27 protein-coding genes and 3 pseudogenes are annotated in these 25,642 nt (G+C 47.5%); 16 read left to right on the top strand and 14 right to left on the bottom strand.

Features of this window, described 5'->3' with window-relative positions:
* Positions 1-119: 119 nt before the first annotated feature.
* The 5 genes from uxaB to sad all read right to left on the bottom strand — a co-directional run bounded on the left by uxaB (position 120) and on the right by sad (position 6,093).
* Positions 120-1,571 carry a tagaturonate reductase gene (gene uxaB / locus ACJHX3_RS17995; protein ID WP_000854633.1) on the bottom strand — a complete coding sequence of 484 codons (1,452 nt, stop codon included), beginning with the start codon at positions 1,569-1,571 and terminating at the stop codon, positions 120-122.
* A gap of 227 nt (positions 1,572-1,798) precedes the next feature.
* The gene (locus ACJHX3_RS17990; protein ID WP_000558440.1) at positions 1,799-3,217 is read right to left on the bottom strand and encodes a diguanylate cyclase; all 1,419 of its coding nucleotides are present in this window, start codon (positions 3,215-3,217) and stop codon (positions 1,799-1,801) included.
* Positions 3,218-3,355: 138 nt separating this feature from the next.
* Positions 3,356-3,715: a DUF4186 domain-containing protein gene (locus tag ACJHX3_RS17985; RefSeq protein ID WP_001191032.1), complete on the bottom strand. Its 360-nt coding sequence runs from the start codon at positions 3,713-3,715 to the stop codon at positions 3,356-3,358.
* The gene (gene glsB, locus ACJHX3_RS17980) at positions 3,715-4,641 is read right to left on the bottom strand and encodes a glutaminase B (protein ID WP_000257409.1); all 927 of its coding nucleotides are present in this window, start codon (positions 4,639-4,641) and stop codon (positions 3,715-3,717) included. The genes ACJHX3_RS17985 and glsB overlap by 1 nt, the downstream gene beginning before the upstream one ends.
* 63 nt (positions 4,642-4,704) lie before the next feature.
* Positions 4,705-6,093 (bottom strand): succinate-semialdehyde dehydrogenase, encoded by a 1,389-nt coding sequence (gene sad / locus ACJHX3_RS17975; protein WP_001306073.1) that lies wholly within the window; start codon positions 6,091-6,093, stop codon positions 4,705-4,707.
* Between the two features lie 100 nt (positions 6,094-6,193).
* Here sad and ptrR point away from each other — a divergent pair, with 100 nt between their 5' ends.
* From ptrR to ydeA, 3 genes are all read left to right on the top strand, one after another.
* On the top strand, positions 6,194-7,069 hold the full coding sequence (ptrR, locus tag ACJHX3_RS17970) for a putrescine utilization regulator PtrR (RefSeq protein WP_000366514.1): 876 nt from the start codon (positions 6,194-6,196) through the stop codon (positions 7,067-7,069).
* A gap of 83 nt (positions 7,070-7,152) precedes the next feature.
* Positions 7,153-8,268 carry a putative protein YneK gene (gene yneK, locus ACJHX3_RS17965; RefSeq protein WP_000258614.1) on the top strand — a complete coding sequence of 372 codons (1,116 nt, stop codon included), beginning with the start codon at positions 7,153-7,155 and terminating at the stop codon, positions 8,266-8,268.
* Between the two features lie 149 nt (positions 8,269-8,417).
* The gene (gene ydeA / locus ACJHX3_RS17960; protein ID WP_000210785.1) at positions 8,418-9,608 is read left to right on the top strand and encodes an L-arabinose MFS transporter; all 1,191 of its coding nucleotides are present in this window, start codon (positions 8,418-8,420) and stop codon (positions 9,606-9,608) included.
* Positions 9,609-9,632: 24 nt separating this feature from the next.
* Here ydeA and marC read toward each other — a convergent pair whose 3' ends face one another.
* On the bottom strand, positions 9,633-10,298 hold the full coding sequence (marC, locus tag ACJHX3_RS17955; protein ID WP_000885033.1) for an NAAT family transporter MarC: 666 nt from the start codon (positions 10,296-10,298) through the stop codon (positions 9,633-9,635).
* Between the two features lie 211 nt (positions 10,299-10,509).
* Between marC and marR the strand changes: the two genes are divergently transcribed.
* Genes marR through marB form a run of 3 tightly spaced genes read left to right on the top strand, consistent with a single transcriptional unit; the run spans position 10,510 to position 11,598 of the window.
* Entirely contained in the window at positions 10,510-10,944 is a 435-nt protein-coding gene (gene marR, locus ACJHX3_RS17950) for a multiple antibiotic resistance transcriptional regulator MarR (RefSeq protein ID WP_000843419.1), read from the top strand.
* 20 nt (positions 10,945-10,964) lie between these two features.
* Complete coding sequence (marA, locus tag ACJHX3_RS17945; protein WP_000091199.1) at positions 10,965-11,348, top strand: MDR efflux pump AcrAB transcriptional activator MarA; 384 nt, start codon at positions 10,965-10,967, stop codon at positions 11,346-11,348.
* Positions 11,349-11,379: 31 nt separating this feature from the next.
* Positions 11,380-11,598 carry a multiple antibiotic resistance protein MarB gene (gene marB / locus ACJHX3_RS17940; protein WP_000803531.1) on the top strand — a complete coding sequence of 73 codons (219 nt, stop codon included), beginning with the start codon at positions 11,380-11,382 and terminating at the stop codon, positions 11,596-11,598.
* 30 nt (positions 11,599-11,628) lie between these two features.
* On the opposite strand, the gene eamA is transcribed toward marB, so the two are convergent.
* Positions 11,629-12,528 (bottom strand): O-acetylserine/cysteine exporter, encoded by a 900-nt coding sequence (gene eamA / locus ACJHX3_RS17935; RefSeq protein WP_000087219.1) that lies wholly within the window; start codon positions 12,526-12,528, stop codon positions 11,629-11,631.
* A gap of 194 nt (positions 12,529-12,722) precedes the next feature.
* Here eamA and ydeE point away from each other — a divergent pair, with 194 nt between their 5' ends.
* The 3 genes from ydeE (at position 12,723) to mgtT (ending at position 14,236) form a co-directional block, all read left to right on the top strand.
* The gene (ydeE, locus tag ACJHX3_RS17930; protein WP_001054184.1) at positions 12,723-13,910 is read left to right on the top strand and encodes an efflux MFS transporter YdeE; all 1,188 of its coding nucleotides are present in this window, start codon (positions 12,723-12,725) and stop codon (positions 13,908-13,910) included.
* A 126-nt stretch (positions 13,911-14,036) separates the two neighbouring features.
* Positions 14,037-14,132, top strand: a complete 96-nt coding sequence (gene mgtS / locus ACJHX3_RS17925) for a protein MgtS (protein ID WP_000901367.1) — start codon at positions 14,037-14,039, stop codon at positions 14,130-14,132.
* Positions 14,132-14,236: a protein MgtT gene (gene mgtT / locus ACJHX3_RS17920; RefSeq protein ID WP_211180496.1), complete on the top strand. Its 105-nt coding sequence runs from the start codon at positions 14,132-14,134 to the stop codon at positions 14,234-14,236. The genes mgtS and mgtT overlap by 1 nt, the downstream gene beginning before the upstream one ends.
* Positions 14,237-14,350: 114 nt before the next feature.
* Here mgtT and dgcZ read toward each other — a convergent pair whose 3' ends face one another.
* A complete protein-coding gene (gene dgcZ / locus ACJHX3_RS17915) occupies positions 14,351-15,241 on the bottom strand; it encodes a diguanylate cyclase DgcZ (RefSeq protein WP_000592808.1) in 891 nt (296 codons plus the stop codon).
* Between the two features lie 254 nt (positions 15,242-15,495).
* Positions 15,496-15,888 (bottom strand): YdeI family stress tolerance OB fold protein, encoded by a 393-nt coding sequence (ydeI, locus tag ACJHX3_RS17910; protein ID WP_000671728.1) that lies wholly within the window; start codon positions 15,886-15,888, stop codon positions 15,496-15,498.
* A gap of 239 nt (positions 15,889-16,127) precedes the next feature.
* Between ydeI and ACJHX3_RS17905 the strand changes: the two are divergent.
* Positions 16,128-16,208, top strand: a pseudogene (locus ACJHX3_RS17905) (hypothetical protein); the annotation flags it as partial.
* 44 nt (positions 16,209-16,252) lie between these two features.
* Here the strand turns inward: ACJHX3_RS17905 and dcp are convergent.
* Entirely contained in the window at positions 16,253-18,298 is a 2,046-nt protein-coding gene (gene dcp, locus ACJHX3_RS17900) for a peptidyl-dipeptidase Dcp (RefSeq protein WP_094321762.1), read from the bottom strand.
* Between the two features lie 136 nt (positions 18,299-18,434).
* Here dcp and ydfG point away from each other — a divergent pair, with 136 nt between their 5' ends.
* The 3 genes from ydfG to ydfZ all read left to right on the top strand — a co-directional run bounded on the left by ydfG (position 18,435) and on the right by ydfZ (position 20,336).
* Complete coding sequence (ydfG, locus tag ACJHX3_RS17895) at positions 18,435-19,181, top strand: bifunctional NADP-dependent 3-hydroxy acid dehydrogenase/3-hydroxypropionate dehydrogenase YdfG (RefSeq protein WP_000636571.1); 747 nt, start codon at positions 18,435-18,437, stop codon at positions 19,179-19,181.
* 88 nt (positions 19,182-19,269) lie between these two features.
* On the top strand, positions 19,270-19,956 hold the full coding sequence (gene rspR, locus ACJHX3_RS17890; protein ID WP_000215553.1) for a DNA-binding transcriptional regulator rspR: 687 nt from the start codon (positions 19,270-19,272) through the stop codon (positions 19,954-19,956).
* Positions 19,957-20,132: 176 nt separating this feature from the next.
* Positions 20,133-20,336, top strand: coding sequence for a putative selenium delivery protein YdfZ (ydfZ, locus tag ACJHX3_RS17885; protein WP_000214712.1), 204 nt, complete (start codon positions 20,133-20,135; stop codon positions 20,334-20,336).
* Positions 20,337-20,370: 34 nt separating this feature from the next.
* On the opposite strand, the gene ACJHX3_RS17880 is transcribed toward ydfZ, so the two are convergent.
* A complete protein-coding gene (locus ACJHX3_RS17880; RefSeq protein ID WP_094308074.1) occupies positions 20,371-21,831 on the bottom strand; it encodes a mannitol dehydrogenase family protein in 1,461 nt (486 codons plus the stop codon).
* Between the two features lie 88 nt (positions 21,832-21,919).
* Positions 21,920-23,203: pseudogene (gene ydfJ / locus ACJHX3_RS17875) on the bottom strand (MHS family MFS transporter YdfJ); the annotation flags it as partial.
* Positions 23,204-23,806: 603 nt separating this feature from the next.
* Between ydfJ and ACJHX3_RS17870 the strand changes: the two are divergent.
* The 3 genes from ACJHX3_RS17870 to ACJHX3_RS17860 all read left to right on the top strand — a co-directional run bounded on the left by ACJHX3_RS17870 (position 23,807) and on the right by ACJHX3_RS17860 (position 25,129).
* Positions 23,807-23,920 carry a YnaM/YnfT family protein gene (locus tag ACJHX3_RS17870; protein WP_120795384.1) on the top strand — a complete coding sequence of 38 codons (114 nt, stop codon included), beginning with the start codon at positions 23,807-23,809 and terminating at the stop codon, positions 23,918-23,920.
* 68 nt (positions 23,921-23,988) lie between these two features.
* Positions 23,989-24,222 (top strand): cold shock protein YdfK, encoded by a 234-nt coding sequence (gene ydfK / locus ACJHX3_RS17865; protein ID WP_000836768.1) that lies wholly within the window; start codon positions 23,989-23,991, stop codon positions 24,220-24,222.
* A 316-nt stretch (positions 24,223-24,538) separates the two neighbouring features.
* Entirely contained in the window at positions 24,539-25,129 is a 591-nt protein-coding gene (locus tag ACJHX3_RS17860; protein WP_000086527.1) for a recombinase family protein, read from the top strand.
* A 97-nt stretch (positions 25,130-25,226) separates the two neighbouring features.
* Here ACJHX3_RS17860 and ACJHX3_RS17855 read toward each other — a convergent pair.
* Positions 25,227-25,337, bottom strand: a pseudogene (locus ACJHX3_RS17855) (tail fiber assembly protein); the annotation flags it as partial.
* 19 nt (positions 25,338-25,356) lie between these two features.
* The coding region (locus ACJHX3_RS17850) for a hypothetical protein (protein ID WP_410236196.1) at positions 25,357-25,642 on the bottom strand (286 nt) is incomplete at its 5' end.

Here is a 25,642-nt window from a genome sequence, read left to right as displayed (position 1 = left end):
CCTACAAGCTTACAACATTAACAGATGCTGCATGTGGCACCTGTTAATGATAAAGGCATATAGGATGTTGTAACTAACATAGTGAAATGAGAAACCCGGTCGAAACCGGGTTCAGAGTATTAGCACAACGGGCGTACAGCTTCGCGCATCCCTTTTTCGAGAATCGCATCCAGGTCATTAGCCACCTGCTCGACCAGACCAGGCACTTGCGTCAGGTCCTGCTCCCAGTGGTCTTTTTCTGCCAACACAATCGCTACCAACTCTTGGGTGCCGATAACACGGTCACGATGCTGGCTCCAGAGTTGCTGATAACGTTCCAGCCAGTGTGCATCGTCCTGTACCGGATATGTTTCTCCGTTACGCTCACCGCGATAAAACGCAATCAATGCCGCTAATGCGAAAGTAAGGCGCGCCGGAAGTGTGCCGTTTGCCTTCTGCCCTGCCAGCAGCTGCGGCAGGATGCGTGTGCGGAACTTGGTCATACCGTTGAGCGCGATAGACAGCAGCTGATGCTTGATGTACGGGTTACGGAAACGTCCGGTGACTGCACTGGCGAAAGATTCCAGTTCATCACGAGGCAAATCCAGTACCGGAATAATTTCTTCGTAGATGGCTTTTTCAACGAATGCGCAAATTTCAGCATCGTTCATCGCTTCACCTACGGTATCCAGCCCTGCCTGGAACGCCACCGGCACCAGCGCGGTGTGCGCACCGTTGAGGATTGCCACTTTGCGTTCTTTGTACGGTTTAATATCGTCAACAATCAGCACGTTGAGCGGATATTTGTCCAGACGCAGTTCAGTCGCTAAGGATTTCGGCCCCTGAATCACAAACAGGTAAAAGTGTTCAGCGGTGTCGAGGAAACCATCGTGATAACCCAGTTCTTCTTCCAGTTTAGCCACTTCATCACGCGGATAGCCGGTAACGATACGGTCCACCAGCGTAGAACAGAAGCTGTTAGCCTGATCCAGCCATTGAATAAATGCTTCTGGCAGTGCCCACTCTTGCGCATAGCGCAGAACCAGTTCACGCAACGCGTCGCCATTGTAGTCGATCAACTCACACGGGATGATGATCCAACCTTTATCCAGCGCACCGTTGAAATGGCTAAAACGTTCGAACAGCAGACGGGTCAGTTTTGCCGGATAACTTACCGCCGGCGCGTCATCGAATTTATCGCCCGCATGGTAGCTGATACCCGCTTCGGTGGTGTTAGAGAAAACAAAGCGCATTTCCGGGTTGTGCGCCAGTTTCAGGAATTCATCGTATTCACTGTAGACGCTGATTTCACGATTAACCGAGCGAATCAGACGCGCGTCGCTGACCGCTTCACCCTTCTCATTCAGGCCACGTATAATGGTGGTGTACAGACCATCCTGTGTGCTCAGTGACGGTGGGAATGAAGTTTCAATCGGACGAACAACGACCACGCCAGAATTCAGATCGGTGTGCTCATTCAGGAGATCGATTTGCCAGTCAACAAAGGCGCGCAGGAAGTTACCTTCACCAAACTGAATGATACGTTCTGGATACTGTGCACCGGGAAAATCGCGACGATTTAGTGTTTTCACAATGGGTTCCCTTCTGATTAGTCATACAACCTGTTTGAATTGGTACGACAGGTTAGCAAACTTTAATACGCCGAACCCCTGTTTTGATCAACTCCTGATGATTAATGAGCAGTTTTATGAGAAAAGTGTGGCGCGGATCATGGTTTAATCGAGGAACTACGCCTTTTATTCGCTCAATAAAGTGGTAGAACACATTCCGTTTAAATCGCTGTGAATGAATAAAGATGTCAGACAACTTCCTCACCGTAACGCATAGTGCTGGTACGGTTGCGCCCATCTTTCTTCGAGCGATACAGACATGTATCGGCTTCGACCATCAATTTATTAAAGTCATCGGTCAGCGTTCGGTACGATGCGCAACCACTACCGACGCCAATACTTACCGTGAGATAAAGCGTTTTTTGTTGCCAGGTGAACGGTTGCAGTTCAACGCCTTTACGGATTTTTTCCGCCATTAGCAGACCATCGACAGGATTCACCGACGGCACTGCAACAGCAAATTCTTCGCCGCCCATTCGCGCCACCAGCCCCTTATCACCGACAATCTTCTGAATATGCTGGGCAAACACGCTTAACACTTTATCGCCACATTCATGTCCATAGTTATCGTTAATGCTTTTGAAATAGTCGATATCAAGCAGCATGACAGTCAGATGTTGTGTCTGTTTCAGCGATGGACTTTTCAGCGCCTCATAAAGACCGGACCGTGAGTAAACCTGAGTCAGAAAATCAAAGTCGGCTCGCAGCGCAACTTGCTTCATTAGCGAATTGATCGCTGCCACGCTAAAAGAAACCATAATTGGGCATATCGCCATCGTGGCAATACCGAGACGTGCGGAGAACATTTGCGGAATGGAGAACGGCGAACCGACCGAGATATCAATCACTGAATTTGCCACCAGTACGATTTCCACCGCACCGGTGACAAAGGTCAACAGACATGTTACCTGCGGCGTATAGCGCACTGCACACCAGATTAATGCAGGCAGCGGGAACGCCAGACTCCCCGCTCCGCCAATGACTACCGAGGCAATAACCGACACAATAAGCGCGATAGCGGGCATCATCTGTTCTGCTTTAAAGCGCGGCAGCACTCCAGGAATTGCCAACGTCAGCATACAAGGCACGATCAACACGCCCGTTGAGAATTGCTCACTGAACCAGTCCGCAAGCAAAGGCCAGAAATCCAGACTATCAATACTGACCGAACCGATCGCCCCGACAATAGCGCATAATAATGCGGCAATCAGACAGTAATTAAATAGCCGTAAGGCACTTACTGGCTCGTACTTATTTTTCCCCAGACGCTTATCCCGCGCGACCAGTAAGGCGACGGTAACAATAAACATCATATTGGAGAAATTGATAGCCAGTGAAACCAGCCCCCATTCGGTGGTTATGGCATCATAAACCAGCATTGCCACATAACTGATCGCATAGTAATGCAGTCGATTAAGCCAGACATAGCGGGCAAACACCCCCGCCATTACGCCATTCAGCGGCCAGAAAAGAGAAAGTTCGTGAACCAGCCGTAACTCTGCACCAATAAAATAGAACAGCGTGGTTAGCGCAAAAATAGCGATGCTATTACGTAGCAGATGACCTTCCTGGAACAAACGGAAAGTTGAAATGGGCTGTACATGCATTAATTATCTGTCCATACAATTGCTGATGGCAATTATCTCAACGTAATAAGTAAATTCTCATAAAGGATAGCATGTTCGCTGACAGCGGCGGCAAATAAAGATATCCTGGGAATGCTATTTTATCGTTTTCCGCAATTATCATGGCTGATTCATCTGTATAACCAACCAGTGATAGATTACCGCCACGATATAACGTTGTTGTTCCTCGCTTAACGAAACACCCTGCGGAATGTTATGCCACTTAGCCAGACAACCGCGACAACAGGTTGCAGTGGCGTGCTGAGCGATAAACACCGGATGCCCGCGCATGGGGGTTTGCTTACCGTCGTTAGCCGGTAATGCCGGAGCAAGACGTTTAGCGACAAAATCCGCCGCATGTTGTTCGATGACTGGCGCGCCTTTCTCCAGACAATACTGACGCTCTTTCACCCCCAAACGAAAGCGAGAGCGAAATTTTGAACGGGATAAACGCGCGAAGAGTGGATCGAGAGACTGCATTAATAAACCGAACGCCCTAACTGTTTCGTTAATTGTTCAAGAACGGCAATGCCCGCAAGCGAGTTACCAGCATCATCCAGTTCCGGACTCCAGACTGCGATGGCCATTTCATGCGGAACAATCGCCACAATACCGCCACCAACGCCAGATTTCGCTGGTAGTCCCACCCGCCAGGCAAACTCCCCCGCGTTCTGGTACATACCACTGGTCGCCATCAGCGCATTAATTTGCCGCGCCTGCATTGGCGTCACCACAGGTTCATCAATATGAATAGCTTTCCCCTGATTAGCCAGAAAGACAAACGTCCGGGCCAGCTCTACACAGCTCATTTTCAGAGCGCAGTAATGAAAGTAGTTTTGCAGAACGGTTGTCACATCATGATGGAAATTGCCAAACGACTTCATCAGCCAGGCGATAGCCGCATTTCGCGCGGAATGTTCAAATTCGGAACGCGCTACCACCGTATCGTATGAAATATCAGACACACCGCTTAAGCCGCGCACGACTTCCAGCATACGTTGCCGAGGAGCGCTTAATCGCCCTTGCAACATATCGCAGACCACCAGCGCACCGGCATTAATAAACGGATTACGCGGAATACCCTGCTCCATTTCCAGTTGCACTAAAGAATTGAACGGTGATCCAGACGGATCTTTGCCGACGCGTTGCCAGATTTCCTCTTCGGAGTAATGACGCATGGCGACAACGAGACTCAGCACTTTGGAAATAGACTGAATGGAAAAACGTTCTTGTGCATCTCCGGCCTGAAAAAGCTGTCCGTCAACTGTACAGATAGCAATGCCCAGCCGGGAACCGTCTACCGTAGCCAGCGCCGGAATATAATCCGCGACTTTACCCTGACCAATGAGCGGCCGCACTTGCCGCAAGATGTTTTCTAAAATTGCATTATCCATGGCGACTGCCACTTTCTACTCCTGGACCGCAGGTCTGAAAAGACCTGCGAGTATATCAGAGCTGAATATGTAGCGTCAGATCCGGTCTTTCCACACCGTCTGGATATTACAGAATTCGTGTAAGCCGAAATGGGAAAGCTCACGACCAAAGCCACTCTTCTTCACGCCACCAAAGGCGACTCGCGCGTCGCTGGCACAATAACCATTGATAAACACCCCACCGCATTCCAGACGTGCCGCCATCTGTCTGGCCTGTGTTTCGTCGGTGGTGAAAATGGTCGCTGAAAGGCCGAACTCACTATCATTAGCCAGTTCCAGCGCATGTTCTGCATCTTTCGCAATGGTGATTGCCGCAACGGGGCCAAACATTTCTTCCCGAAACGCGGTCATTTCTGGGGTAACATTCGCCAGAACCGTTGGCGGATAGTAGTTACCTGCCCCAGCCATCTTTTCCCCGCCCAGTAACAAACGCGCACCCTGCGCCAGGGTTTTCTCCACCTGATGATGCAGCTCATCACGTAAATCAAAACGAGCCATTGGTCCGAGAGTGTTCTCTTCGTCACGGGGATCGCCCATTTTCAAGGCTGCCGCAGCTGCCACAAAACGTTCGGTAAATGCCGAAGCAATTCCCTCTTCGATAATAAAGCGTTTTGCAGCTGCACAAACCTGTCCGGTATTCTGATAACGTCCGGCTACCGCCGCTTTAACCGCCAGTTCCAGATCGGCATCGTTAAGCACAATAAATGGATCCGAACCGCCCAGTTCCAGTACGCATTTTTTCAGTGCCGCTCCAGCCTGTGCGCCAATAGCCGCTCCCGCACGAACACTTCCGGTCACCGTGACAGCAGCAATGCGCGAGTCTTTAATCATCTGACTGACGCCGTCGTTGTCGGCATTCAGCCAGCCATATACGCCTTGTGGGATACCCGCATCTTTAAACACCTGGGCAATGAGCTGTGCACAGCCCATCACATTCGGCGCATGTTTAAGTAAGTAGCCGTTACCTGCAAGAATGATGGGAACCGCGCCACGCATCACCTGCCATAACGGAAAATTCCACGGCATAATCGCCAGAATTGTCCCCAACGGTCGATACTCAATAACTGCCTGCTGATTTTCCACCAGCGTAGGTTCCGCCTTCAGCATTGCCGGACCATGTTCTGCATACCAGTCACACAAATTCGCCGATTTCGCCACTTCAGCGCGCGCCTGGTTGATTGGTTTGCCCATTTCACGGGTGATCATTTGCGCCATTTCTTCGCTACGGACACGCAGAGCCTTACCGATATCACGCAGTTTTTCAGCACGATAATCTATATTTGTCTCGCGCCAGTCGCGAAAGCCAGCTGCCGCCAGCTGTAGTGCGTTTTCGATATCGTCAGCGCCAGCCCACGGCAGCACAGAAAGTTGTTCACCGGTGGCAGGATTTATCGAAATTGCATGAGTTTCCGGAGTAATGGTCATCGGGGTATCTCCTTTATGAGTCATTGTATGAAGATACGCAGATTTACTCTTGCTTTAAAATGAATAATATTAAGCCACTTATTCACGAATCGAGAATATTATGGATCTGACCCAACTGGAGATGTTCAACGCGGTTGCCGAAGCTGGCAGCATAACCCAGGCTGCAGCAAAAGTGCATCGCGTGCCGTCGAATCTCACTACCCGTCTACGCCAGCTGGAAACAGAACTGGGGGTTGATCTGTTTATTCGCGAGAATCAGCGTTTACGTCTCTCTCCTGCCGGGCATAACTTTTTACGCTATAGCCAACAAATTCTCGCGTTAGTGGATGAAGCGCGGAGCGTTGTCGCTGGCAATGAGCCGCAAGGTTTATTTTCTCTTGGTTCGCTGGAAAGCACCGCAGCAGTTCGCATTCCGGCCACGCTGGCGGAATTCAACCGTCGTTATCCCAAAATTCAGTTTTCACTTTCCACCGGCCCTTCCGGCACTATGCTGGAAGGGGTGCTGGAGGGAAAACTGAATGCGGCGTTTATTGATGGGCCCATTAACCATACTGCCATTGACGGGATACCGGTGTACCGCGAGGAGTTGATGATTGTCACGCCACAAGGACATGCGCCAGTAACCCGTGCCAGTCAGGTTAATGGCAGTAACATTTATGCCTTCCGCGCCAATTGTTCGTATCGTCGCCACTTCGAGAGCTGGTTTCATGCTGACGGTGCCGCTCCGGGAACTATCCATGAGATGGAGTCTTATCACGGAATGTTGGCCTGTGTGGTCGCAGGAGCTGGCATTGCGCTTATTCCACGCTCTATGCTGGAAAGTATGCCGGGGCATCACCAGGTTGAGGCGTGGCCGTTAGCTGAGCAATGGCGTTGGTTAACAACATGGCTGGTCTGGCGTCGCGGTGCAAAAACGCGTCCGCTTGAGGCATTTATTCAACTACTGGATGTGTCTGACTCGGCAAAACAGAGTTAGCAATGAGCTATTTTTGATAGTTCTTGCGGCTAATATGCTCTATATAGTGATGTTCCGATGACTTATGACTATATGGGGCAAATATGGTTACGCCAGTAAGCATCAGCAATTACATATCTCTTCCTGAAGATTTTCCCGTACGTAATATTGCACCTCAGGTAAAAGAAGTTTTAAAGGATTTTATTGATGCACTCAGTACCATAATATGTAATGAAGAGTGGCGCACGTCTTTAAACATCAACTCAGCTACAAAAAAGATATTTAATAACCTTGACAACTTATCATATATTCAGAGGACTTCTTTTCGGGGTAACGACACGCTATACAATGAAAAGGTTCAGTTTAAACTCACTTATCCCGCCAGGAATGGAAGGCACAAAGAAAATATTGAATTCCAGGTAGTAATAAATTTAAGTCCTATTTATTTAGATAATTTCCGCCATGATGGGGAAATTAATATTTTTTGCGCTCCTAACCCAAAACCTGTCACTATGGGGCGCGTATTTCAGACCGGCGTCGAGCGTGTACTCTTTCTGTTTCTGAATGACTTTATTGAACAATTCCCAATGATCAACCCTGGCGTTCCCATCAAAAGAGCGCATACACCACATATTGAACCCCTGCATCCGGATCACCATACCGCTGCAGATTACTTACGCCAGTTTGATTTGCTTGTCCTGAATTTTATCACCCGCGGTAATTTTGTCATACTCCCCCGATTATGGAATAACTCTGAAGTTCACAGATGGTTCGTCAATAAAGAGCCTAACTTGATCACCGCCATTCTTGACATAAAGGACAGCGAATTAAAAGAGGATTTATTGCAAAGCCTGATGGATTCATTAGGTTCTAACAAACATGTACTACCCGAAGTCTGTATCTGCTTTTTATCCCTTTTAGCAGAACAAGAATCTCCTCATTTTCAGGAGTTGTTTTTATTTTTCGCCAATATGTTGTTGCATTATCACCAATTTATGAATCCCAATGAAAGTGATTTGAATGACGTGTTGATGCCAGCATCATTAAGTGATGATAAAATTATCAAACATATGGCGCGCAGGACCCTCAAACTTTTTGTAAAAAATGAAACGCCGCCAAAAGTTACTCACAAAGACCTGGTGAAAAACAGGCCTCGCTCCCCTGTCAGATCACCTATACCCGCAACCGCCAAAACGCCAGACCTCCCTGAACGTCATTAAACCGTGATGTTACCGACTCTCTGACGCGGAACAGAATCAGCGTCAGAGAAACGGAAAACGCGATCCAGATCACAAATGCATTGTATTCACATCATTAACCGTTTTAAGATCATTTCATCACTTTTTCGCAACTCACCCGATAATCTGTTATGACAACAAACACTGTTTCCCGCAAAGTGGCGTGGCTACGGGTCGTTACGCTGGCAGTCGCCGCCTTCATCTTCAACACCACCGAATTTGTCCCTGTTGGCCTGCTCTCTGACATTGCGCAAAGTTTTCACATGCAAACCGCTCAGGTCGGCATCATGTTGACGATTTATGCATGGGTAGTGGCGCTAATGTCATTGCCTTTTATGTTAATGACCAGTCAGGTTGAACGGCGCAAATTACTGATCTGCCTGTTTGTGGTGTTTATTGCCAGCCACGTACTGTCGTTTTTGTCGTGGAGCTTTACCGTTCTGGTGATCAGTCGCATTGGTGTGGCTTTTGCACATGCGATTTTCTGGTCGATTACGGCGTCTCTGGCGATCCGTATGGCTCCGGCCGGGAAGCGAGCGCAGGCATTGAGTTTAATTGCCACCGGTACAGCACTGGCAATGGTATTAGGTTTACCTCTCGGGCGCATTGTGGGGCAGTATTTTGGCTGGCGAATGACCTTCTTCGCGATTGGTATCGGGGCGTTTATTACCCTTTTGTGCCTGATTAAGTTACTTCCCTTACTGCCCAGTGAGCATTCCGGTTCGCTGAAAAGCCTACCGCTATTATTCCGCCGCCCGGCATTGATGAGCATTTATTTGTTAACTGTGGTGGTTGTCACCGCCCATTACACGGCATACAGCTATATCGAGCCTTTTGTGCAAAACATTGCGGGATTCAGCGCCAACTTTGCCACGGCATTACTGTTATTACTCGGTGGTGCGGGCATTATTGGCAGCGTGATTTTCGGTAAACTGGGTAATCAGTATGCGTCTGCGTTGGTAAGTACGGCGATTGCGCTGTTGCTGGTGTGCCTGGCACTGCTGCTACCTGCGGCGAACAGTGAAATACACCTCGGGGTGCTGAGTATTTTCTGGGGGATAGCGATGATGATCATCGGGCTTGGTATGCAGGTTAAAGTGCTGGCGCTGGCACCAGATGCTACCGACGTCGCGATGGCGCTATTCTCTGGGATATTTAATATTGGAATCGGCGCGGGTGCGTTGGTAGGTAATCAGGTCAGTCTGCACTGGTCAATGTCGATGATTGGTTATGTGGGCGCGGTGCCTGCTTTTGCCGCGTTAATATGGTCAATCATCATTTTCCGCCGCTGGCCAGTGACACTCGAAGAACAGACGCAATAGTTGAAAGGCCCATTCGGGCCTTTTTTAGTGGTACGTTTTAATGATTTCCAGGATGCCGTTAATAATAAACTGCACCCCCATACATACCAGCAGGAATCCCATCAGACGGGAGATCGCTTCAATGCCCCCCTTACCCACCAGCCGCATAATTGCGCCAGAGCTGCGTAGACTTCCCCACAAAATAACCGCCACCAGGAAAAAGATCAGCGGCGGCGCAACCATCAGTACCCAATCAGCAAAGGTTGAACTCTGACGCACTGTGGACGCCGAGCTAATAATCATCGCTATGGTTCCCGGACCGGCGGTACTTGGCATTGCCAGTGGTACAAAAGCAATATTGGCGCTGGGTTCATCTTCCAGCTCTTCCGACTTGCTTTTCGCTTCCGGTGAATCAATTGCTTTCTGTTGCGGAAAGAGCATTCGAAAACCGATAAACGCGACGATTAAGCCGCCTGCAATTCGCAGACCGGGAATCGAAATGCCAAATGTATCCATCACCAGTTGCCCGGCGTAATACGCCACCATCATGATGGCAAAGACGTACACCGAGGCCATCAACGACTGACGATTACGTTCGGCACTGTTCATGTTGCCTGCCAGGCCAAGAAATAACGCGACAGTTGTTAATGGGTTAGCTAACGGTAGTAACACCACCAGCCCCAGGCCAATTGCTTTAAATAAATCTAACATTGGTGGTTGTTATCCTGTGTATCTGGGTTATCAGCGAAAAGTATAAGGGGTAAACAACGATAAAGTGTCACTCTTTAGCTAGCCTTGCATCGCACTGACCAAAACTTGAACCGATTTAGCAAAACGTGGCATCGGTCAATTCATTCATTTGACTTATACTTGCCTGGGCAATATTATCCCCTACAACTAATTACTTGCCAGGGCAACTAATGTGAAAAGTACCAGCGATCTGTTCAATGAAATTATTCCATTGGGTCGCTTAATCCATATGGTTAATCAGAAGAAAGATCGCCTGCTTAACGAGTATCTGTCTCCGCTGGATATTACCGCGGCACAGTTTAAGGTGCTCTGCTCTATCCGCTGCGCGGCGTGTATTACTCCGGTTGAACTGAAAAAAGTGTTATCGGTCGACCTGGGGGCGCTGACCCGTATGCTGGATCGCCTGGTCTGTAAAGGCTGGGTGGAAAGGTTGCCGAACCCGAATGACAAGCGCGGCGTACTGGTAAAACTTACCACCAGCGGCGCGGCAATATGTGAACAATGCCATCAATTAGTTGGCCAGGACCTGCATCAAGAATTAACAAAAAACCTGACGGCGGACGAAGTGGCAACACTTGAGCATTTGCTTAAGAAAGTCCTGCCGTAAACAAAAAAAGAGGTATGACGATGTCCAGACGCAATACTGACGCTATTACCATTCATAGCATTTTGGACTGGATCGAGGACAACCTGGAATCGCCTCTGTCACTGGAGAAAGTGTCAGAGCGTTCGGGTTACTCCAAATGGCACCTGCAACGGATGTTTAAAAAAGAAACCGGTCATTCATTAGGCCAATACATCCGCAGCCGTAAGATGACGGAAATCGCGCAAAAGCTGAAGGAAAGTAACGAGCCGATACTCTATCTGGCAGAACGATATGGCTTCGAGTCGCAACAAACTCTGACCCGAACCTTCAAAAATTACTTTGATGTTCCGCCACATAAATACCGGATGACCAATATGCAGGGCGAATCGCGCTTTTTACATCCATTAAATCATTACAACAGCTAGTTGATAACGTGACAACGTCACTGAGGCAATCATGAAACCACTTTTATCCGCAATAGCAGCTGCGCTTATTCTCTTTTCCACGCAGGGCATTGCGGAACAAACCACGCAGCCGGTTGTTACTTCCTGTGCCAATGTCGTGGTTGTTCCCCCATCGCAGGAACAACCACCGTTTGATTTAAATCACATGGGTACTGGCAGTGATAAGTCGGATGCGCTCGGCGTGCCCTATTATAATCAACACGCTATGTAGTTTGTTCTGGCCCCGACATATCGGGGCTTATTAACTTCCCACTTTTACCGCTTTACGCCACCGCAAGCCAAATACATTGATATACAGCCCGGTCATAATGAGCACCGCACCGAAAAATTGTAGACCCGTTAAGCGTTCATCCAACAATAGTGCCGCACTTGCCAGTCCTACTACGGGCACCAGTAACGATAACGGTGCAACCCGCCAGGTTTCATAGCGTCCCAGTAACGTCCCCCAGATCCCATAACCAACAATTGTCGCCACAAACGCCAGATACATCAGAGACAAGATGGTGGTCATATCGATAGTGACCAGACTGTGAATCATGGTTGCGGAACCATCGAGAATCAGCGAGGCAACAAAGAAGGGAATGATTGGGATTAATGCGCTCCAGATTACCAGCGACATCACCGCCGGGCGCGTTGAGTGCGACATGATCTTTTTATTGAAGATATTGCCACACGCCCAACTAAATGCTGCCGCCAGGGTCAACATAAAGCCGAGCATCGCCACATGCTGACCGTTCAGACTATCTTCGATTAACACAAGTACGCCAAAAATCGCTAAGGCGATCCCCGCCAATTGTTTGCCATGCAGTCGCTCACCGAAAGTAAACGCGCCAAGCACGATAGTAAAAAACGCCTGTGCCTGTAACACCAGCGAAGCCAGTCCAGCAGGCATACCGAAGTTAATGGCACAAAAAAGAAAAGCAAACTGCGCAAAACTGATGGTTAATCCATACCCCAGCAGCAAATTCAGTGGTACTTTCGGTCGTGCGACAAAAAAGATAGCCGGAAAAGCAACCAGCATAAAGCGCAAACCGGCCAACATCAGCGGTGGCATGTTATGAAGCCCCACTTTGATGACCACAAAATTTAGCCCCCATACGACCACTACCAGTAGCGCCAACACCCCATCTTTTCGCGACATTCTACCGCCTCTGAATTTCATCTTTTGTAAGCAATCAACTTAGCTGAATTTACTTTTCTTTAACAGTTGATTCGTTAGTCACCGATTACGACGGCATTAATGCGCAAATAAGTCGCTATACTTCGGATTTTTGCCATGCTATTTCTTTACATCTCTAAAACAAAACATAACGAAACGCACTGCCGGACAGACAAATGAACTTATCCCTACGACGCTCTACCAGCGCCCTTCTTGCCTCGTCGTTGTTATTAACCATCGGACGCGGCGCTACGCTGCCGTTTATGACCATTTACTTGAGTCGCCAGTACAGCCTGAGTGTCGATCTAATCGGTTATGCGATGACAATTGCGCTCACTATTGGCGTCGTTTTTAGCCTCGGTTTTGGTATCCTGGCGGATAAGTTCGACAAGAAACGCTATATGTTACTGGCAATTACCGCCTTCGCCAGCGGTTTTATTGCCATTCCTTTAGTGAATAACGTGACGCTGGTGGTGCTCTTTTTTGCCCTTATTAACTGCGCCTATTCCGTTTTTGCTACCGTGTTGAAAGCCTGGTTTGCCGACAATCTTTCCTCCACCAGCAAAACGAAAATCTTCTCAATCAACTACACCATGCTCAACATTGGCTGGACCATCGGTCCGCCGCTCGGCACGCTGTTGGTGATGCAGAGCATCAATCTGCCCTTTTGGCTGGCAGCTATCTGTTCCGCGTTTCCCATGCTTTTCATTCAAATTTGGGTAAAGCGCAGCGAGAAAATCATCGCCACGGAAACAGGCAGTGTCTGGTCGCCGAAAGTTTTATTACAAGATAAAGCACTGTTGTGGTTTACCTGCTCTGGTTTTCTGGCTTCTTTTGTTAGCGGCGCATTTGCTTCATGCATTTCACAATATGTGATGGTGATTGCTGATGGGGATTTTGCCGAAAAGGTGGTCGCGGTTGTTCTTCCGGTGAATGCTGCCATGGTGGTTACGTTGCAATATTCCGTGGGCCGCCGCCTTAACCCGGCTAACATCCGCGCGCTGATGACAGCAGGCACCCTCTGTTTCGTCATTGGGCTGGTCGGTTTTATTTTTTCCGGCAACAGCCTGCTATTGTGGGGTATGTCAGCTGCGGTATTTACTGTCGGTGAAATCATTTATGCGCCGGGCGAGTATATGTTGATTGACCATATTGCACCGCCAGGAATGAAAGCCAGCTATTTTTCCGCCCAGTCTTTAGGCTGGCTTGGTGCCGCGATTAACCCATTAGTGAGTGGCATAGTGCTTACCAGTCTGCCGCCTTTCTCGCTGTTTATCATCTTAGCGTTGGTGATCATTGCTGCGTGGGTGCTGATGTTAAAAGGAATTCGTGCAAGACCGTGGGGGCAGCCCGCGCTTTGTTGATTTAAGTCGAACACAATAAAAATTTAATTCAGCCTTCGTTTAGGTTACCTCTGCTAATATCTTTCTCATTGAGATGAAAATTAAGGTAAGCGAGGAAACACACCACACCATAAACGGAGGCAAATAATGCTGGGTAATATGAATGTTTTTATGGCCGTACTGGGAATAATTTTATTTTCTGGTTTTCTGGCCGCGTATTTCAGCCACAAATGGGATGACTAATGAACGGAGATAATCCCTCACCTAACCGGCCCCTTGTTACAGTTGTGTACAAGGGGCCTGATTTTTATGACGGCGAAAAAAAACCGCCAGTAAACCGGCGGTGAATGCTTGCATGGATAGATTTGTGTTTTGCTTTTACGCTAACAGGCATTTTCCTGCACTGATAACGGATCGTTGACACAGTAGCATCAGTTTTCTCAATGAATGTTAAACGGAGCTTAAACTCGGTTAATCACGTTTTGTTCGTCAATAAACATACAGCGATTTCTTCCGGTTTGCTTACCCTCATACATTGCCCGGTCCGCTCTTCCAATGACCACATCCAGAGGCTCTTCAGGAAATGCGCGACTCACACCTGCAGTCACGGTAATGTTGATATGCCCTTCAGAATGTGTGATGGCATGGTTATCGACTAACTGGCAAATTCTGATACCTGCACGACATGCTTCTTCATCATTAGCCGCTTTGACAATAATGATAAATTCTTCGCCACCGTAGCGATAAACCGTTTCGTAATCGCGCGTCCAACTGGCTAAGTAAGTTGCCAGGGTGCGTAATACTACATCGCCGATTAAATGCCCGTAGGTATCATTAACCAATTTAAATCGGTCAATATCCAACAACATTAAATAAAGATTCAGAGGCTCAGCGTTGCGTAACTGATGATCAAAGGATTCATCAAGAACCCGACGACCCGGCAATCCCGTCAAAACATCCATATTGCTACGGATCGTCAGCAAATAAATTTTGTAATCGGTTAATGCCGCAGTAAAAGAAAGCAACCCTTCCTGAAAGGCGTCGAAATGCGCGTCCTGCCAGTGATTTTCAACAATAGCCAGCATTAATTCCCGACCACAGTTATGCATATGTTGATGGGCAGAATCCATTAGCCGAACGTAAGGTAATTCATCGTTATCGAGTGGTCCCAGATGATCAATCCACCGACCAAACTGGCACAGTCCATAAGAATGGTTATCCGTTATTTCTGGCTTACTGGCATCTCTCGCGACTACGCTGTGAAACATACTTACCAGCCACTGGTAGTGGGCATCGATAGCCTTATTGAGATTTAACAAGATGGCATCAATTTCCGTTGTCTTCTTGATCATTGCCACTCCTTTTTCACAGTTCCTTGTGCGCGCTATTCTAACGAGAGAAAAGCAAAATTACGTCAATATTTTCATAGAAATCCGAAGTTATGAGTCATCTCTGAGATAACATTGTGATTTGAAACAAAATCAGCAGATAAAAAAGTGTTTAATTCTGTAAATTAAGCCTGCATTATCGCAATTAAAAGGATGACAAATAGCATAACCCAATACCCTAATGGCCCAGTAGTTCAGGCCATCAGGCTAATTTATTTTTATTTCTGCAAATGAGTGACCCGAACGACGGCCGGAGCGCTTTTCTTATCCAGACTTCCGCTAATGTTGATCAGCTGGTCCGGCTGAACTTCTCGTCCATCAAAGACTGCCGCAGGAATAACAACATTAATTTCACCGCTCTTATCGCGAAAAACGTAACGGTCCTCTCCTTTGTGAGAAATCAAATTACCGCGTAGTGAAACCGAAGCGCCATCGTGCATTTTTTTTGCGAAATCAACGGTCATTTTTTTTGCATCATCGGTTCCGCGATAGCCATCTTCTATTGCATGAGGCGGCGGTGGCGCTGCATCCTGTTTTAATCCGCCCTGGTCATCTGCCAACGCATAAGGCATGACAAGAAAACTTGCTAATACAATGGCCTGAAATTTCATACTGACTCCTTAATTGCGTTTGGTTTGACTTATTAAGTCTGGTTGCTATTTTTATAATTGACAAATAAGAATACTGCCAATTGTTATAAGGCATTTAAAATCAGGCAACTAGCTGTCAAATATTCAGAGAATTTTACTCACTAAAGTAAGAAGAAGATTAAAGAGTCTTAAACATATTTCAGAACAATCAGATTTATAAATTTGAAAATTATTATAACGGAAGGGTATACAAAAAAAGTAATTTTGCTGGCGACTGCGAAACGGCATTCGCATTAGCGGTGAAGTTTGCCCTCACCCAGCTGCTGCAATTACTGCTATAACGAGGCTGGTCTGGCGATAAATCCAGGCCAGCCATTGGTGGTGTTTATACGTTCAAGCCACGATGTTGCAGCATCGGCATAATCTGAGGTGCCTTACCGCGCCATTGTCGATACAGGCGTTCCAGATCTTCGCTGTTACCTCTGGAAAGAATCGCCTCGCGAAAACGCCGCCCATTTTCACGCGTTAATCCGCCCTGCTCAACAAACCACTGGTAACCATCATCGGCCAACATTTGCGTCCACAGATAAGCGTAATAACCTGCGGCATATCCGCCACCAAAAATATGGGCGAAATAACTGCTGCGATAGCGTGGCGGTATAGCAGGAAGATCCATATTTTCCGCCACCAGCGCCCGCAATTCGAAATCATCGACATCCTGCATTGCTTCGTTTTCTTCCAGGCAATGCCAGCGCATATCGAGAAGTGCGGCGCTAAGCAGTTCGCTCATCTCATACCCTTTATTGAACAGGCTGGCATTACGCATTTTCTGTTGCAGTTCATCAGGCATTGCTGCCCCGCTCTGATAATGCCGGGCGTAGCGAGCGAATACCTGCGGATGCGTTGCCCAGTGTTCGTTGATTTGCGACGGAAATTCGACAAAATCACGCGGCGTGTTGGTGCCGGAAAGCGTGGCATAACGCTGGCGGGCAAAGAGGCCGTGTAGCGTATGACCAAATTCATGGAATAAGGTTATGACATCATCCCAGAGTAACAACGCAGGCTCACCGGCAGCGGGTTTCTGATAATTGCAGACGTTATAAATTACCGGATGCGTTTCATTCAGCGTTGATTGCTCAACAAAATTGCCCATCCATGCACCGCCGCTTTTTGAATCACGGGCGAAGAAATCACCGTAAAATAACGCCAGCCCCACGCCATTATGATCAAAAATTTCCCATACACGAACGTCAGGATGGTAGACAGGAATATCAAAACGTTCGACAAACTTAATACCGAAGAGCTGATTCGCAGTCCAGAATACGCCTTCATTCAACACCGTGTTTAATTCGAAATAAGGCTTGAGCTGCGCTTCATCGAGATCGAATTTCTCACGTCTTACCTGCTCGGCATAAAATGCCCAGTCCCACGGCTGCGCGCTAAACCCGCCCTGCAGCTTATCGATAACCGCCTGTATGGAGGCTAATTCATCGCTCGCACGTTGACGCGCCGCTGGAACAATTTCCCGCATAAAGTTGAGTGCTGCTTCTGGCGTTTTTGCCATCTGATCGGCGATTTTCCATGCGGCATAATGAGGGAAACCAAGCAGTTTTGCCTGCTGCGCGCGGATCTCCACCAGACGTTGAATGATAGCGCGGGTATCATTGGCATCATTTTTTTCCGCTCGCGTCCAGCCCGCAGTGAACAGTTTTTCACGCGTCGCACGATCGCGCATTTCGGCAAGCGCCGGTTGTTGGGTGGTATTCAGCAGCGGAATCAGCCATTTGTTATCCAGACCTTTCTCGCGAGCCGCCTCTGCCGCCAGCGCAATCTCTTGCTCACTTATTCCTGCCAGCTGCGCGATATCGTTCACAACCAGACCGCCGGATTTATTTGCTGCCAGTAACCGCTGGTTAAACTGGCTGGTCAGGGTCGCAGCTTCTGTATTCAGTACTTTTAATTTTGCTTTATCAGCTTGCGCAAGTTTGGCTCCGGCAAGGACAAAACGTTGATGAATGACCTCCACCAGGCGGATGGATTCACTATCAAGCCCCAGGGATTCTCGGCGCTGCCAGACAGCATCTACCCGCGCGAATAACTCACCGTTCAGATAGATATCATTAGCCAGTTCCGCCAGTTCAGCGGAAAACTGTTCATCAAGACGCTGTAATTCATCATTGGTATGCGCCGCAGTCATCGCAAAAAAGACGCTGGTAACGCGGGTAAGTAATTCTCCGCTTTGTTCCAGTGCCAGAATAGTATTGTTGAAATCAGGCGTTTGCGGGTTAAGCGCGATGGCAGTAATTTCTGCCCGCTTTTGCAGCATTCCCTCATCGAATGCCGGGCGATAGTGATGATTGGAAATTTGATCAAAATGGGGAGCCAGATACGGCAGTGTGCTTTGCACAAGGAAAGGATTCATTGTTGTCATTTTCTTCTCCTGAACGCGAGGTGTTCCATAGCGTAGGCTTACTGATAACGGAGTGCAATCTTGCAAACCAGTATTACCCGCTCTTAAGCATCACGTGCTATGTTATTGACACACAAAAGCGTTGAGGAACAGTGAGATGATCGTTTTAGTAACTGGAGCAACGGCAGGTTTTGGTGAATGCATTACTCGTCGTTTTATTCAACAAGGGCATAAAGTTATCGCCACTGGCCGTCGCCAGGAGCGGTTGCAGGAGTTAAAAGACGAACTGGGAGATAATCTGTATATCGCCCAACTGGACGTTCGCAACCGCGCCGCTATTGAAGAGATGCTGGCATCGCTTCCTGCCGAGTGGTGCAATATTGATATCCTGGTAAATAATGCCGGTCTGGCGTTGGGCATGGAGCCTGCGCATAAAGCCAGCGTTGAAGACTGGGAAACGATGATTGATACCAACAACAAAGGCCTGGTATATATGACGCGCGCCGTCTTACCGGGTATGGTTGAACGTAATCATGGTCATATTATTAACATTGGCTCAACGGCAGGCAGCTGGCCGTATGCCGGTGGTAACGTTTACGGTGCGACGAAAGCGTTTGTTCGTCAGTTTAGCCTGAATCTGCGTACGGACCTGCATGGTACGGCGGTGCGCGTCACCGACATCGAACCGGGTCTGGTGGGTGGCACCGAGTTTTCCAATGTCCGCTTTAAAGGCGATGACGGTAAAGCGGAAAAAACCTATCAAAATACCGTTGCATTGACGCCAGAAGATGTCAGCGAAGCCGTCTGGTGGGTGTCAACGCTGCCTGCTCACGTCAATATCAATACCCTGGAAATGATGCCGGTTACCCAAAGCTATGCCGGACTGAATGTCCACCGTCAGTAATTTTTATACCCGGCGTAACTGCCGGGTTATTGCTTGTCACAAAAAAGTGGTAGACTCATGCAGTTAACTCACTCACAAGCAAGAACGAATGACCGTCGAAACGCAACTTAATCCCACACAGCCTGTCAATCAGCAGATTTATCGTATTCTTCGTCGCGACATTGTCCATTGCCTGATTGCACCAGGCACACCGTTGTCGGAAAAAGAAGTTTCTGTTCGTTTCAATGTGTCACGCCAGCCGGTTCGTGAAGCCTTTATTAAACTGGCGGAAAACGGCCTGATTCAAATTCGTCCGCAGCGTGGCAGCTACGTCAACAAAATTTCCATGGCCCAGGTGCGCAACGGCAGTTTTATCCGTCAGGCCATTGAGTGCGCGGTGGCGCGTCGGGCGGCGAGCATGATTACCGAAAGCCAGTGCTACCAACTGGAACAAAATCTTCACCAGCAGCGTATTGCCATTGAGCGCAAGCAACTGGATGATTTTTTTGAACTTGATGACAACTTCCATCAACTCCTGACCCAGATTGCCGACTGTCAACTGGCGTGGGATACCATTGAGAACCTGAAAGCGACCGTTGATCGCGTGCGCTATATGAGTTTCGACCACGTTTCTCCACCAGAAATGCTGTTACGCCAGCATCTTGAGATTTTCTCTGCCCTGCAAAAACGTGATGGCGATGCGGTAGAACGTGCAATGACGCAACATTTGCAGGAAATCAGCGAATCCGTGCGCCAGATCCGTCAGGAAAACAGCGACTGGTTTAGCGAAGAGTAATTCATTTCCTCTCATCCCATCCGGGGTGAGAGTTTTTCCCTCCGTCATATGGCTCATGCATGCATCAAAAAAGATGTGAGCTTGATCAAAAACAAAAAATATTTCACTCGACAGGAGTATTTATATTGCGCCCGTTACGTGGGCTTCGACTGTAAATCAGAAAGGAGAAAACACCTATGACGACCTACGATCGTAACCGTAACGCAATCACCACTGGCAGCCGTGTTATGGTTAGCGGCACCGGTCACACTGGCAAGATCCTGTCGATTGATACTGAAGGTCTGACCGCAGAGCAAATCCGCCGCGGAAAAACCGTAGTTGTTGAAGGTTGTGAAGAGAAACTGGCACCTCTGGACCTGATTCGTCTCGGCATGAACTAAGCGTGTGAATGCCGCCGATGGCGGCATTGCTTTTTTACTTCACGGAATATTTCGCCACGGTCGCTTTCGCACCATGCGCTAATAAAGACAAGTACGCTTCCGTCACTTTTGCAGTAAACAAGCTATTGTCTGGCAAATCATCACCAAAGATTGCCTTAATCGCCAGCAATGACTGGACGCGCGCTTTCCCTTCGGCACTACTTTGTACAGCCTTCTGAATAACAGGTAACAGTGGGTCACTGATTTCTATCGGATTTCCCTGTTCATCAACACCACCCACATAACGCATCCAACCTGCGACGCCCAGCGCCAGCAGATCGAACTTGCTGTCATGCGCCAGATGCCAGCGAACAGAATCCAACATCCGCTGTGGCAATTTCTGGCTGCCATCCATCGCAATCTGCCAGGTTCGATGACGTAACGCCGGGTTGCTATAGCGTGCAATTAATCGGTTAGCGTAATCTTGCAAATCAACGCCCTGCACTTTCAGCGTCGGCGCTTGTTCCTGCAACATCAAGCCATACGCCGCATGACGATAATGTTCATCTTCCATACAGTCATTAATGTGCTGATATCCAGCAAGATAACCCAGATACGCCAGGAATGAATGACTGCCGTTGAGCATGCGCAACTTCATCTCTTCATAAGGCAGCACATCGCTAACCAGTTCGGCTCCCGCTTTTTCCCATTCCGGACGTCCGGCAACAAAGTTATCTTCGATTACCCACTGGCCGAAAGGTTCACAGGCAACGCCAGCAGGATCGCGCACACCGGTAAGTTGTTCGATTTTCGCCAGCGTATCCTCTGTCACTGCGGGCACAATACGGTCCACCATTGTTGATGGGAAAGTCACGTTATCTTCGATCCATTGTGCCAGTTTTACATCAACGGCTTGCGCGTAGGAAGTGACAACGTCACGCATAACATGACCGTTTTCTGGCATGTTGTCACATGACATGACGGTAAATGCGGGAAGTCCTGCCGCTTTACGGCGAGCCAGCGCCTCGACAATCACCCCTGTTGCAGTTTTCGGCTGGTGGGGATTTTGTACGTCGGCAACGACCATCGGGTGATCGAGCATTAACTGTCCGGTCGCCGGAGAGTGGAAATACCCTTTTTCGGTGATTGTCAGAGAGACAATCGCGATTTGCGGTTCACACATCGCAGCCAACACGGTTTCTAAGCCATCAATCTGTACGTGCAAGGCTTTTTTAACGACGCCAACGACGCGAGCCGTCCACGCATCGGCCGACATTTCCGCAACGGTATAAAGATTATCTTGCTGTTGTAAATCGGCAATTTGCTGTTCGCCGCCGATTAAGTTGACCTCATAATATCCCCATTCACTGAAATGTTCCGTAGCAAGAATATCGGCATACACGCCCTGATGCGCACGGTGAAATGCACCAAAGCCTAAATGAACAATTCTTGGGGCCAGGTTATTACGATCATAAACAGGGAGTGTCGCTTTTGCTGATAACAAATTATTTCCCATAACAATTCCTTAAATATAAATATGGCAAGCTACATGTTTTGTTATATGAATAAAAATCCCCTCTCCGGTAAGAGAAGGGATTGAGGATTTAAAGACTTCTGGAAGGTTGCGCAGCTCTGACAACACGCGGTTGATCTTCCGCAGCGTCTTCCAGCGCACTTAAATCACGGTCTTTCACTTCTGGCATTTTCAGCGCAGAGATTAAACCAATCACTGAATATGCCATGATCATAATGGCGATCGGATACCAGGATTCCGTCATGGTGCAGAAAATACCCGCCAGGATAGGACCAAAACCGGAAGCGATAAGACCACCAATTTCTTTAGAAATCGCCATCCGGGTAAAGCGGTTTTTACAGCCGAACATTTCTGCCATGGTAATGTTTTCCAGAGCAAATAATCCCAGCACCGCACAGTTATGAATCACAATCAGTGCAACCATAATGGTGCTCGGGGCATAGCTTTTATCTACGATGATAGAAAGCATTGGCCATGCCAGCACAATCGCGGAGGTATTCATAATAATATACGGGATCCGGCGACCAATTTTATCGGATAACCAACCAAGGAACGGAATGGTCATAAAGCCGAGAATCGAACTGATCATCAATGCATCTGTTGGAATTGCTTTGTTAAACAATAACGTCTGTACTAAATAGCCTGCAAGGAAAGTCTGAATTAAACCGGAGTTACCAGCCTGACCAAAACGCAGCCCTGTTGCCAGCCAGAAGGATTTGCTCTGGAACATGCTACCAGCAGGTGCAGGTTTTGCTGTCGGTTGGTTGCTGTCGTTAACCTTCTCAAAGACCGGGCTTTCTTTCAGATTCATACGCAACCAGATAGCAAAGACCATCACGACAACGCTCGCCAGAAACGGTATACGCCATCCCCACGCCAGCGGTTCTTCTTTACTGAGAATGAAGAACATAAAGGCCCAGATTGCCGTTGCGCTTAAGGTTCCGCAGTTAGTTCCCATAGCCACAAATGAGGAGATAATTCCGCGCTTACCTTTTGGTGCATATTCCGCCAGCATCGTGCCGGCACCGGAAATTTCCGCGCCTGCCCCCAGCCCCTGAATAATACGCAGCGTCACCAGCAAAATTGGCGCAAACACACCAATTTGTGCATAGGTCGGCAGCACACCAATTAAGGTGGTACAGATCCCCATCATAGTGATGGTAATAAAGAGCACTTTTTTACGCCCGATTCTGTCGCCCATTTTGCTGAAAATAAATGCTCCGACAATACGCGCCACATAACCTGCACCGTAGGTTCCCATTGCCAGAATTAACGCCATTGCCGTTGATGATTCAGGAAAAAATATTTCATGAAACACTAACGCTGCGCCGAGCGAATATAACTGGAAATCCATAATTCACAGGTGTTTTTTCCCATCCTGTGGTTTCCTTGGCGTTTTCTAGGTTTTTTCAGATAGTTGCATTTTTTAAAAAGCATCCTAAGTTCGATCTCAGTGTCTATCTGGGGCCTATTTCTGTCCCATATATGCCCCAAAAAAACTCCTCAACAGATAAGTAGTTTTTTCATGGAGTTACGCGTAAAATCAATAACGGCTGGAAATCATTCAATACTCGCACTATCGAAAAATTTACCAGCCAACCGCAGCACGTTCTTGCATAAGGCGTGTCTGCGGTTTTTCAACTATTCAGATACATCACTCCCATCACATTCATTCCTCCGCATCAAAGGCATATAGGCTATATCACCTTGATATTTTTCTTCTTCAGATAAAAACTGTTATCTATGTATACTTTTAAACCCAATCCGTGTAGAGTCTCTGCATAAGATAGTTTGCAGTTGCCACTTCAGCTTGCGCCATAAACCGCCTGATTTTTGCCGCCATCTGTTAGCATTCCTGTATACCTGAAACGACAATGTTTATCTACGAACTTTAAGAACACCCAGGATAAAAATTGTCAACTATATCATATATAACACATTACTAATTCGAGGCTATATGAACAGCATACTGATAATCACTTCGCTCCTTATCATATTCAGCATTTTTAGTCATGCTCTAATAAAATTAGGGATTGGCATATCCAATAACCCAGACAAAACCGATGTATAAGTCAACATATCCTGAATCAGACATACAATATCGCAATGAAAATCAATAATATTTTAAGGAATATATTCATGAAATCAAAAGACACCCTAAAGTGGTTCCCTGCGCAGCTTCCTGAGGTCAGAATTATCCTAGGGGATGCTGTAGTGGAAGTAGCAAAACAGGGAAGACCTATCAATACCAGAACATTGCTTGATTACATTGAAGGAAACATAAAGAAAAAATCATGGCTGGATAACAAAGAATTATTACAAACAGCGATATCAGTTCTTAAAGACAACCAAAATTTAAATGGTAAAATGTAATATAATAAACTTACTTTTTTATCATTTTTCCACTTTAACAACATTTTGCTCCACTTTTCCACGACCAAACAACTTGAAATCTGGTTAAAATAACACGCAACACTATTCTTCTTCCTTGAGTCCGCCCGGAACTCGAAAAACAAACCGAGTTAAAGCCATTTTTCACAAAATCGATTTTGGGTCTCACCAAAATTACGGGGTTGCATACGCATTCGTTTATTTTCGAACGTGTACATACAAACATGCACAAAAATAATCAAAATTATTTTCTGAGATGCATTATGATATGAACACCAATTTCGTATAGAGTCTCACTATGTCTCGAATTTTTGCTTACTGTCGGATATCAACGCTGGATCAGACCACCGAAAATCAACGCCGGGAAATCGAAAGTGCAGGTTTTAAAATCAAACCTCAGCAAATAATCGAAGAACACATTAGCGGCTCAGCAGCAACCAGTGAGCGTCCTGGTTTTAACCGGTTGCTTGCTCGCCTGAAATGTGGTGATCAATTGATTGTGACAAAACTGGATCGCCTTGGTTGTAATGCAATGGATATCAGGAAAACAGTGGAACAACTGACCGAAACAGGTATCAGAGTGCATTGCTTAGCATTGGGGGGCATTGACCTGACCAGTCCAACAGGAAAAATGATGATGCAAGTAATTTCAGCAGTCGCTGAATTTGAACGAGACCTTTTACTTGAACGCACTCATTCCGGGATAGTAAGAGCCCGGGGCGCAGGGAAACGTTTTGGTCGACCACCTGTGTTAAATGAAGAACAGAAACAGGTGGTATTCGAACGGATTAAGTCAGGTGTAAGTATAAGTGCCATTGCCCGGGAATTCAAAACCTCGCGGCAAACCATTTTAAGAGCCAAAGCAAAACTTCAGACACCTGACATATAAAAAATAATCTCGGTGTGAGATGCCTTACGTCTTCCAAGCCCCCTTCCTTGCCGTAAATGGAAAGATACATCTAATTATAGAATTTATATGTTTTACCCTACGGCAGTGCTGGCCATTCAATATCCTGTGCAGTTGACGTATCAACACGGTTCAGCAACACCCGATACTTCTTCAAGGCTTCCCGCAACGAGGTTTCTTCCTCCGTTGCATATACAGCTCACCTTTTTTCACCCACGATTAACCAACAGCCAGACCAGCAGACACGCCACCACCGGCACAGCAAAATCCATCAGGCTTGCCACATCCCACGCACGCGGATCAAAACCGCCCCACCACGGCATATTCATACGCTTGCCATGCCCGAACATTTCAATCCAGCGATATTCTGCCTGGGTATGTTCACGCGCAATGAAGAACGTACAACCAGCTATCGCACCGTAAACCCAGTTTCCGGTAAAAAGGCCAATCAGTACCTGCGCAGCCACAGCACAAAGTGCATGAAGGAAAGGTGTT

Source organism: Escherichia sp. WS1265 (genome assembly GCF_046487585.1).
Classification (GTDB): Bacteria; Pseudomonadota; Gammaproteobacteria; order Enterobacterales; family Enterobacteriaceae; genus Escherichia; species Escherichia coli.
Note: the sequence above shows the minus strand (reverse complement) of the source record. Positions and strands in the feature narration are given on the sequence as shown.

What these genes read in the sequence shown, in the direction of transcription:
- ACJHX3_RS17990 (WP_000558440.1), bottom strand. Translation starts at nt 3,217, where the DNA reads ATGCATGTACAGCCCATTTCAACTTTCCGTTTGTTCCAGGAAGGTCAT.
- ACJHX3_RS17985 (WP_001191032.1), bottom strand. Translation starts at nt 3,715, where the DNA reads ATGCAGTCTCTCGATCCACTCTTCGCGCGTTTATCCCGTTCAAAATTT.
- sad (WP_001306073.1), bottom strand. Translation starts at nt 6,093, where the DNA reads ATGACCATTACTCCGGAAACTCATGCAATTTCGATAAATCCTGCCACC.
- ptrR (WP_000366514.1), top strand. Translation starts at nt 6,194, where the DNA reads ATGGATCTGACCCAACTGGAGATGTTCAACGCGGTTGCCGAAGCTGGC.
- yneK (WP_000258614.1), top strand. Translation starts at nt 7,153, where the DNA reads ATGGTTACGCCAGTAAGCATCAGCAATTACATATCTCTTCCTGAAGAT.
- ydeA (WP_000210785.1), top strand. Translation starts at nt 8,418, where the DNA reads ATGACAACAAACACTGTTTCCCGCAAAGTGGCGTGGCTACGGGTCGTT.
- marC (WP_000885033.1), bottom strand. Translation starts at nt 10,298, where the DNA reads ATGTTAGATTTATTTAAAGCAATTGGCCTGGGGCTGGTGGTGTTACTA.
- marA (WP_000091199.1), top strand. Translation starts at nt 10,965, where the DNA reads ATGTCCAGACGCAATACTGACGCTATTACCATTCATAGCATTTTGGAC.
- marB (WP_000803531.1), top strand. Translation starts at nt 11,380, where the DNA reads ATGAAACCACTTTTATCCGCAATAGCAGCTGCGCTTATTCTCTTTTCC.
- eamA (WP_000087219.1), bottom strand. Translation starts at nt 12,528, where the DNA reads ATGTCGCGAAAAGATGGGGTGTTGGCGCTACTGGTAGTGGTCGTATGG.
- ydeE (WP_001054184.1), top strand. Translation starts at nt 12,723, where the DNA reads ATGAACTTATCCCTACGACGCTCTACCAGCGCCCTTCTTGCCTCGTCG.
- mgtS (WP_000901367.1), top strand. Translation starts at nt 14,037, where the DNA reads ATGCTGGGTAATATGAATGTTTTTATGGCCGTACTGGGAATAATTTTA.
- mgtT (WP_211180496.1), top strand. Translation starts at nt 14,132, where the DNA reads ATGAACGGAGATAATCCCTCACCTAACCGGCCCCTTGTTACAGTTGTG.
- dgcZ (WP_000592808.1), bottom strand. Translation starts at nt 15,241, where the DNA reads ATGATCAAGAAGACAACGGAAATTGATGCCATCTTGTTAAATCTCAAT.
- ydeI (WP_000671728.1), bottom strand. Translation starts at nt 15,888, where the DNA reads ATGAAATTTCAGGCCATTGTATTAGCAAGTTTTCTTGTCATGCCTTAT.
- dcp (WP_094321762.1), bottom strand. Translation starts at nt 18,298, where the DNA reads ATGACAACAATGAATCCTTTCCTTGTGCAAAGCACACTGCCGTATCTG.
- ydfG (WP_000636571.1), top strand. Translation starts at nt 18,435, where the DNA reads ATGATCGTTTTAGTAACTGGAGCAACGGCAGGTTTTGGTGAATGCATT.
- rspR (WP_000215553.1), top strand. Translation starts at nt 19,270, where the DNA reads ATGACCGTCGAAACGCAACTTAATCCCACACAGCCTGTCAATCAGCAG.
- ydfZ (WP_000214712.1), top strand. Translation starts at nt 20,133, where the DNA reads ATGACGACCTACGATCGTAACCGTAACGCAATCACCACTGGCAGCCGT.
- ACJHX3_RS17880 (WP_094308074.1), bottom strand. Translation starts at nt 21,831, where the DNA reads ATGGGAAATAATTTGTTATCAGCAAAAGCGACACTCCCTGTTTATGAT.
- ACJHX3_RS17870 (WP_120795384.1), top strand. Translation starts at nt 23,807, where the DNA reads ATGAACAGCATACTGATAATCACTTCGCTCCTTATCATATTCAGCATT.
- ydfK (WP_000836768.1), top strand. Translation starts at nt 23,989, where the DNA reads ATGAAATCAAAAGACACCCTAAAGTGGTTCCCTGCGCAGCTTCCTGAG.
- ACJHX3_RS17860 (WP_000086527.1), top strand. Translation starts at nt 24,539, where the DNA reads ATGTCTCGAATTTTTGCTTACTGTCGGATATCAACGCTGGATCAGACC.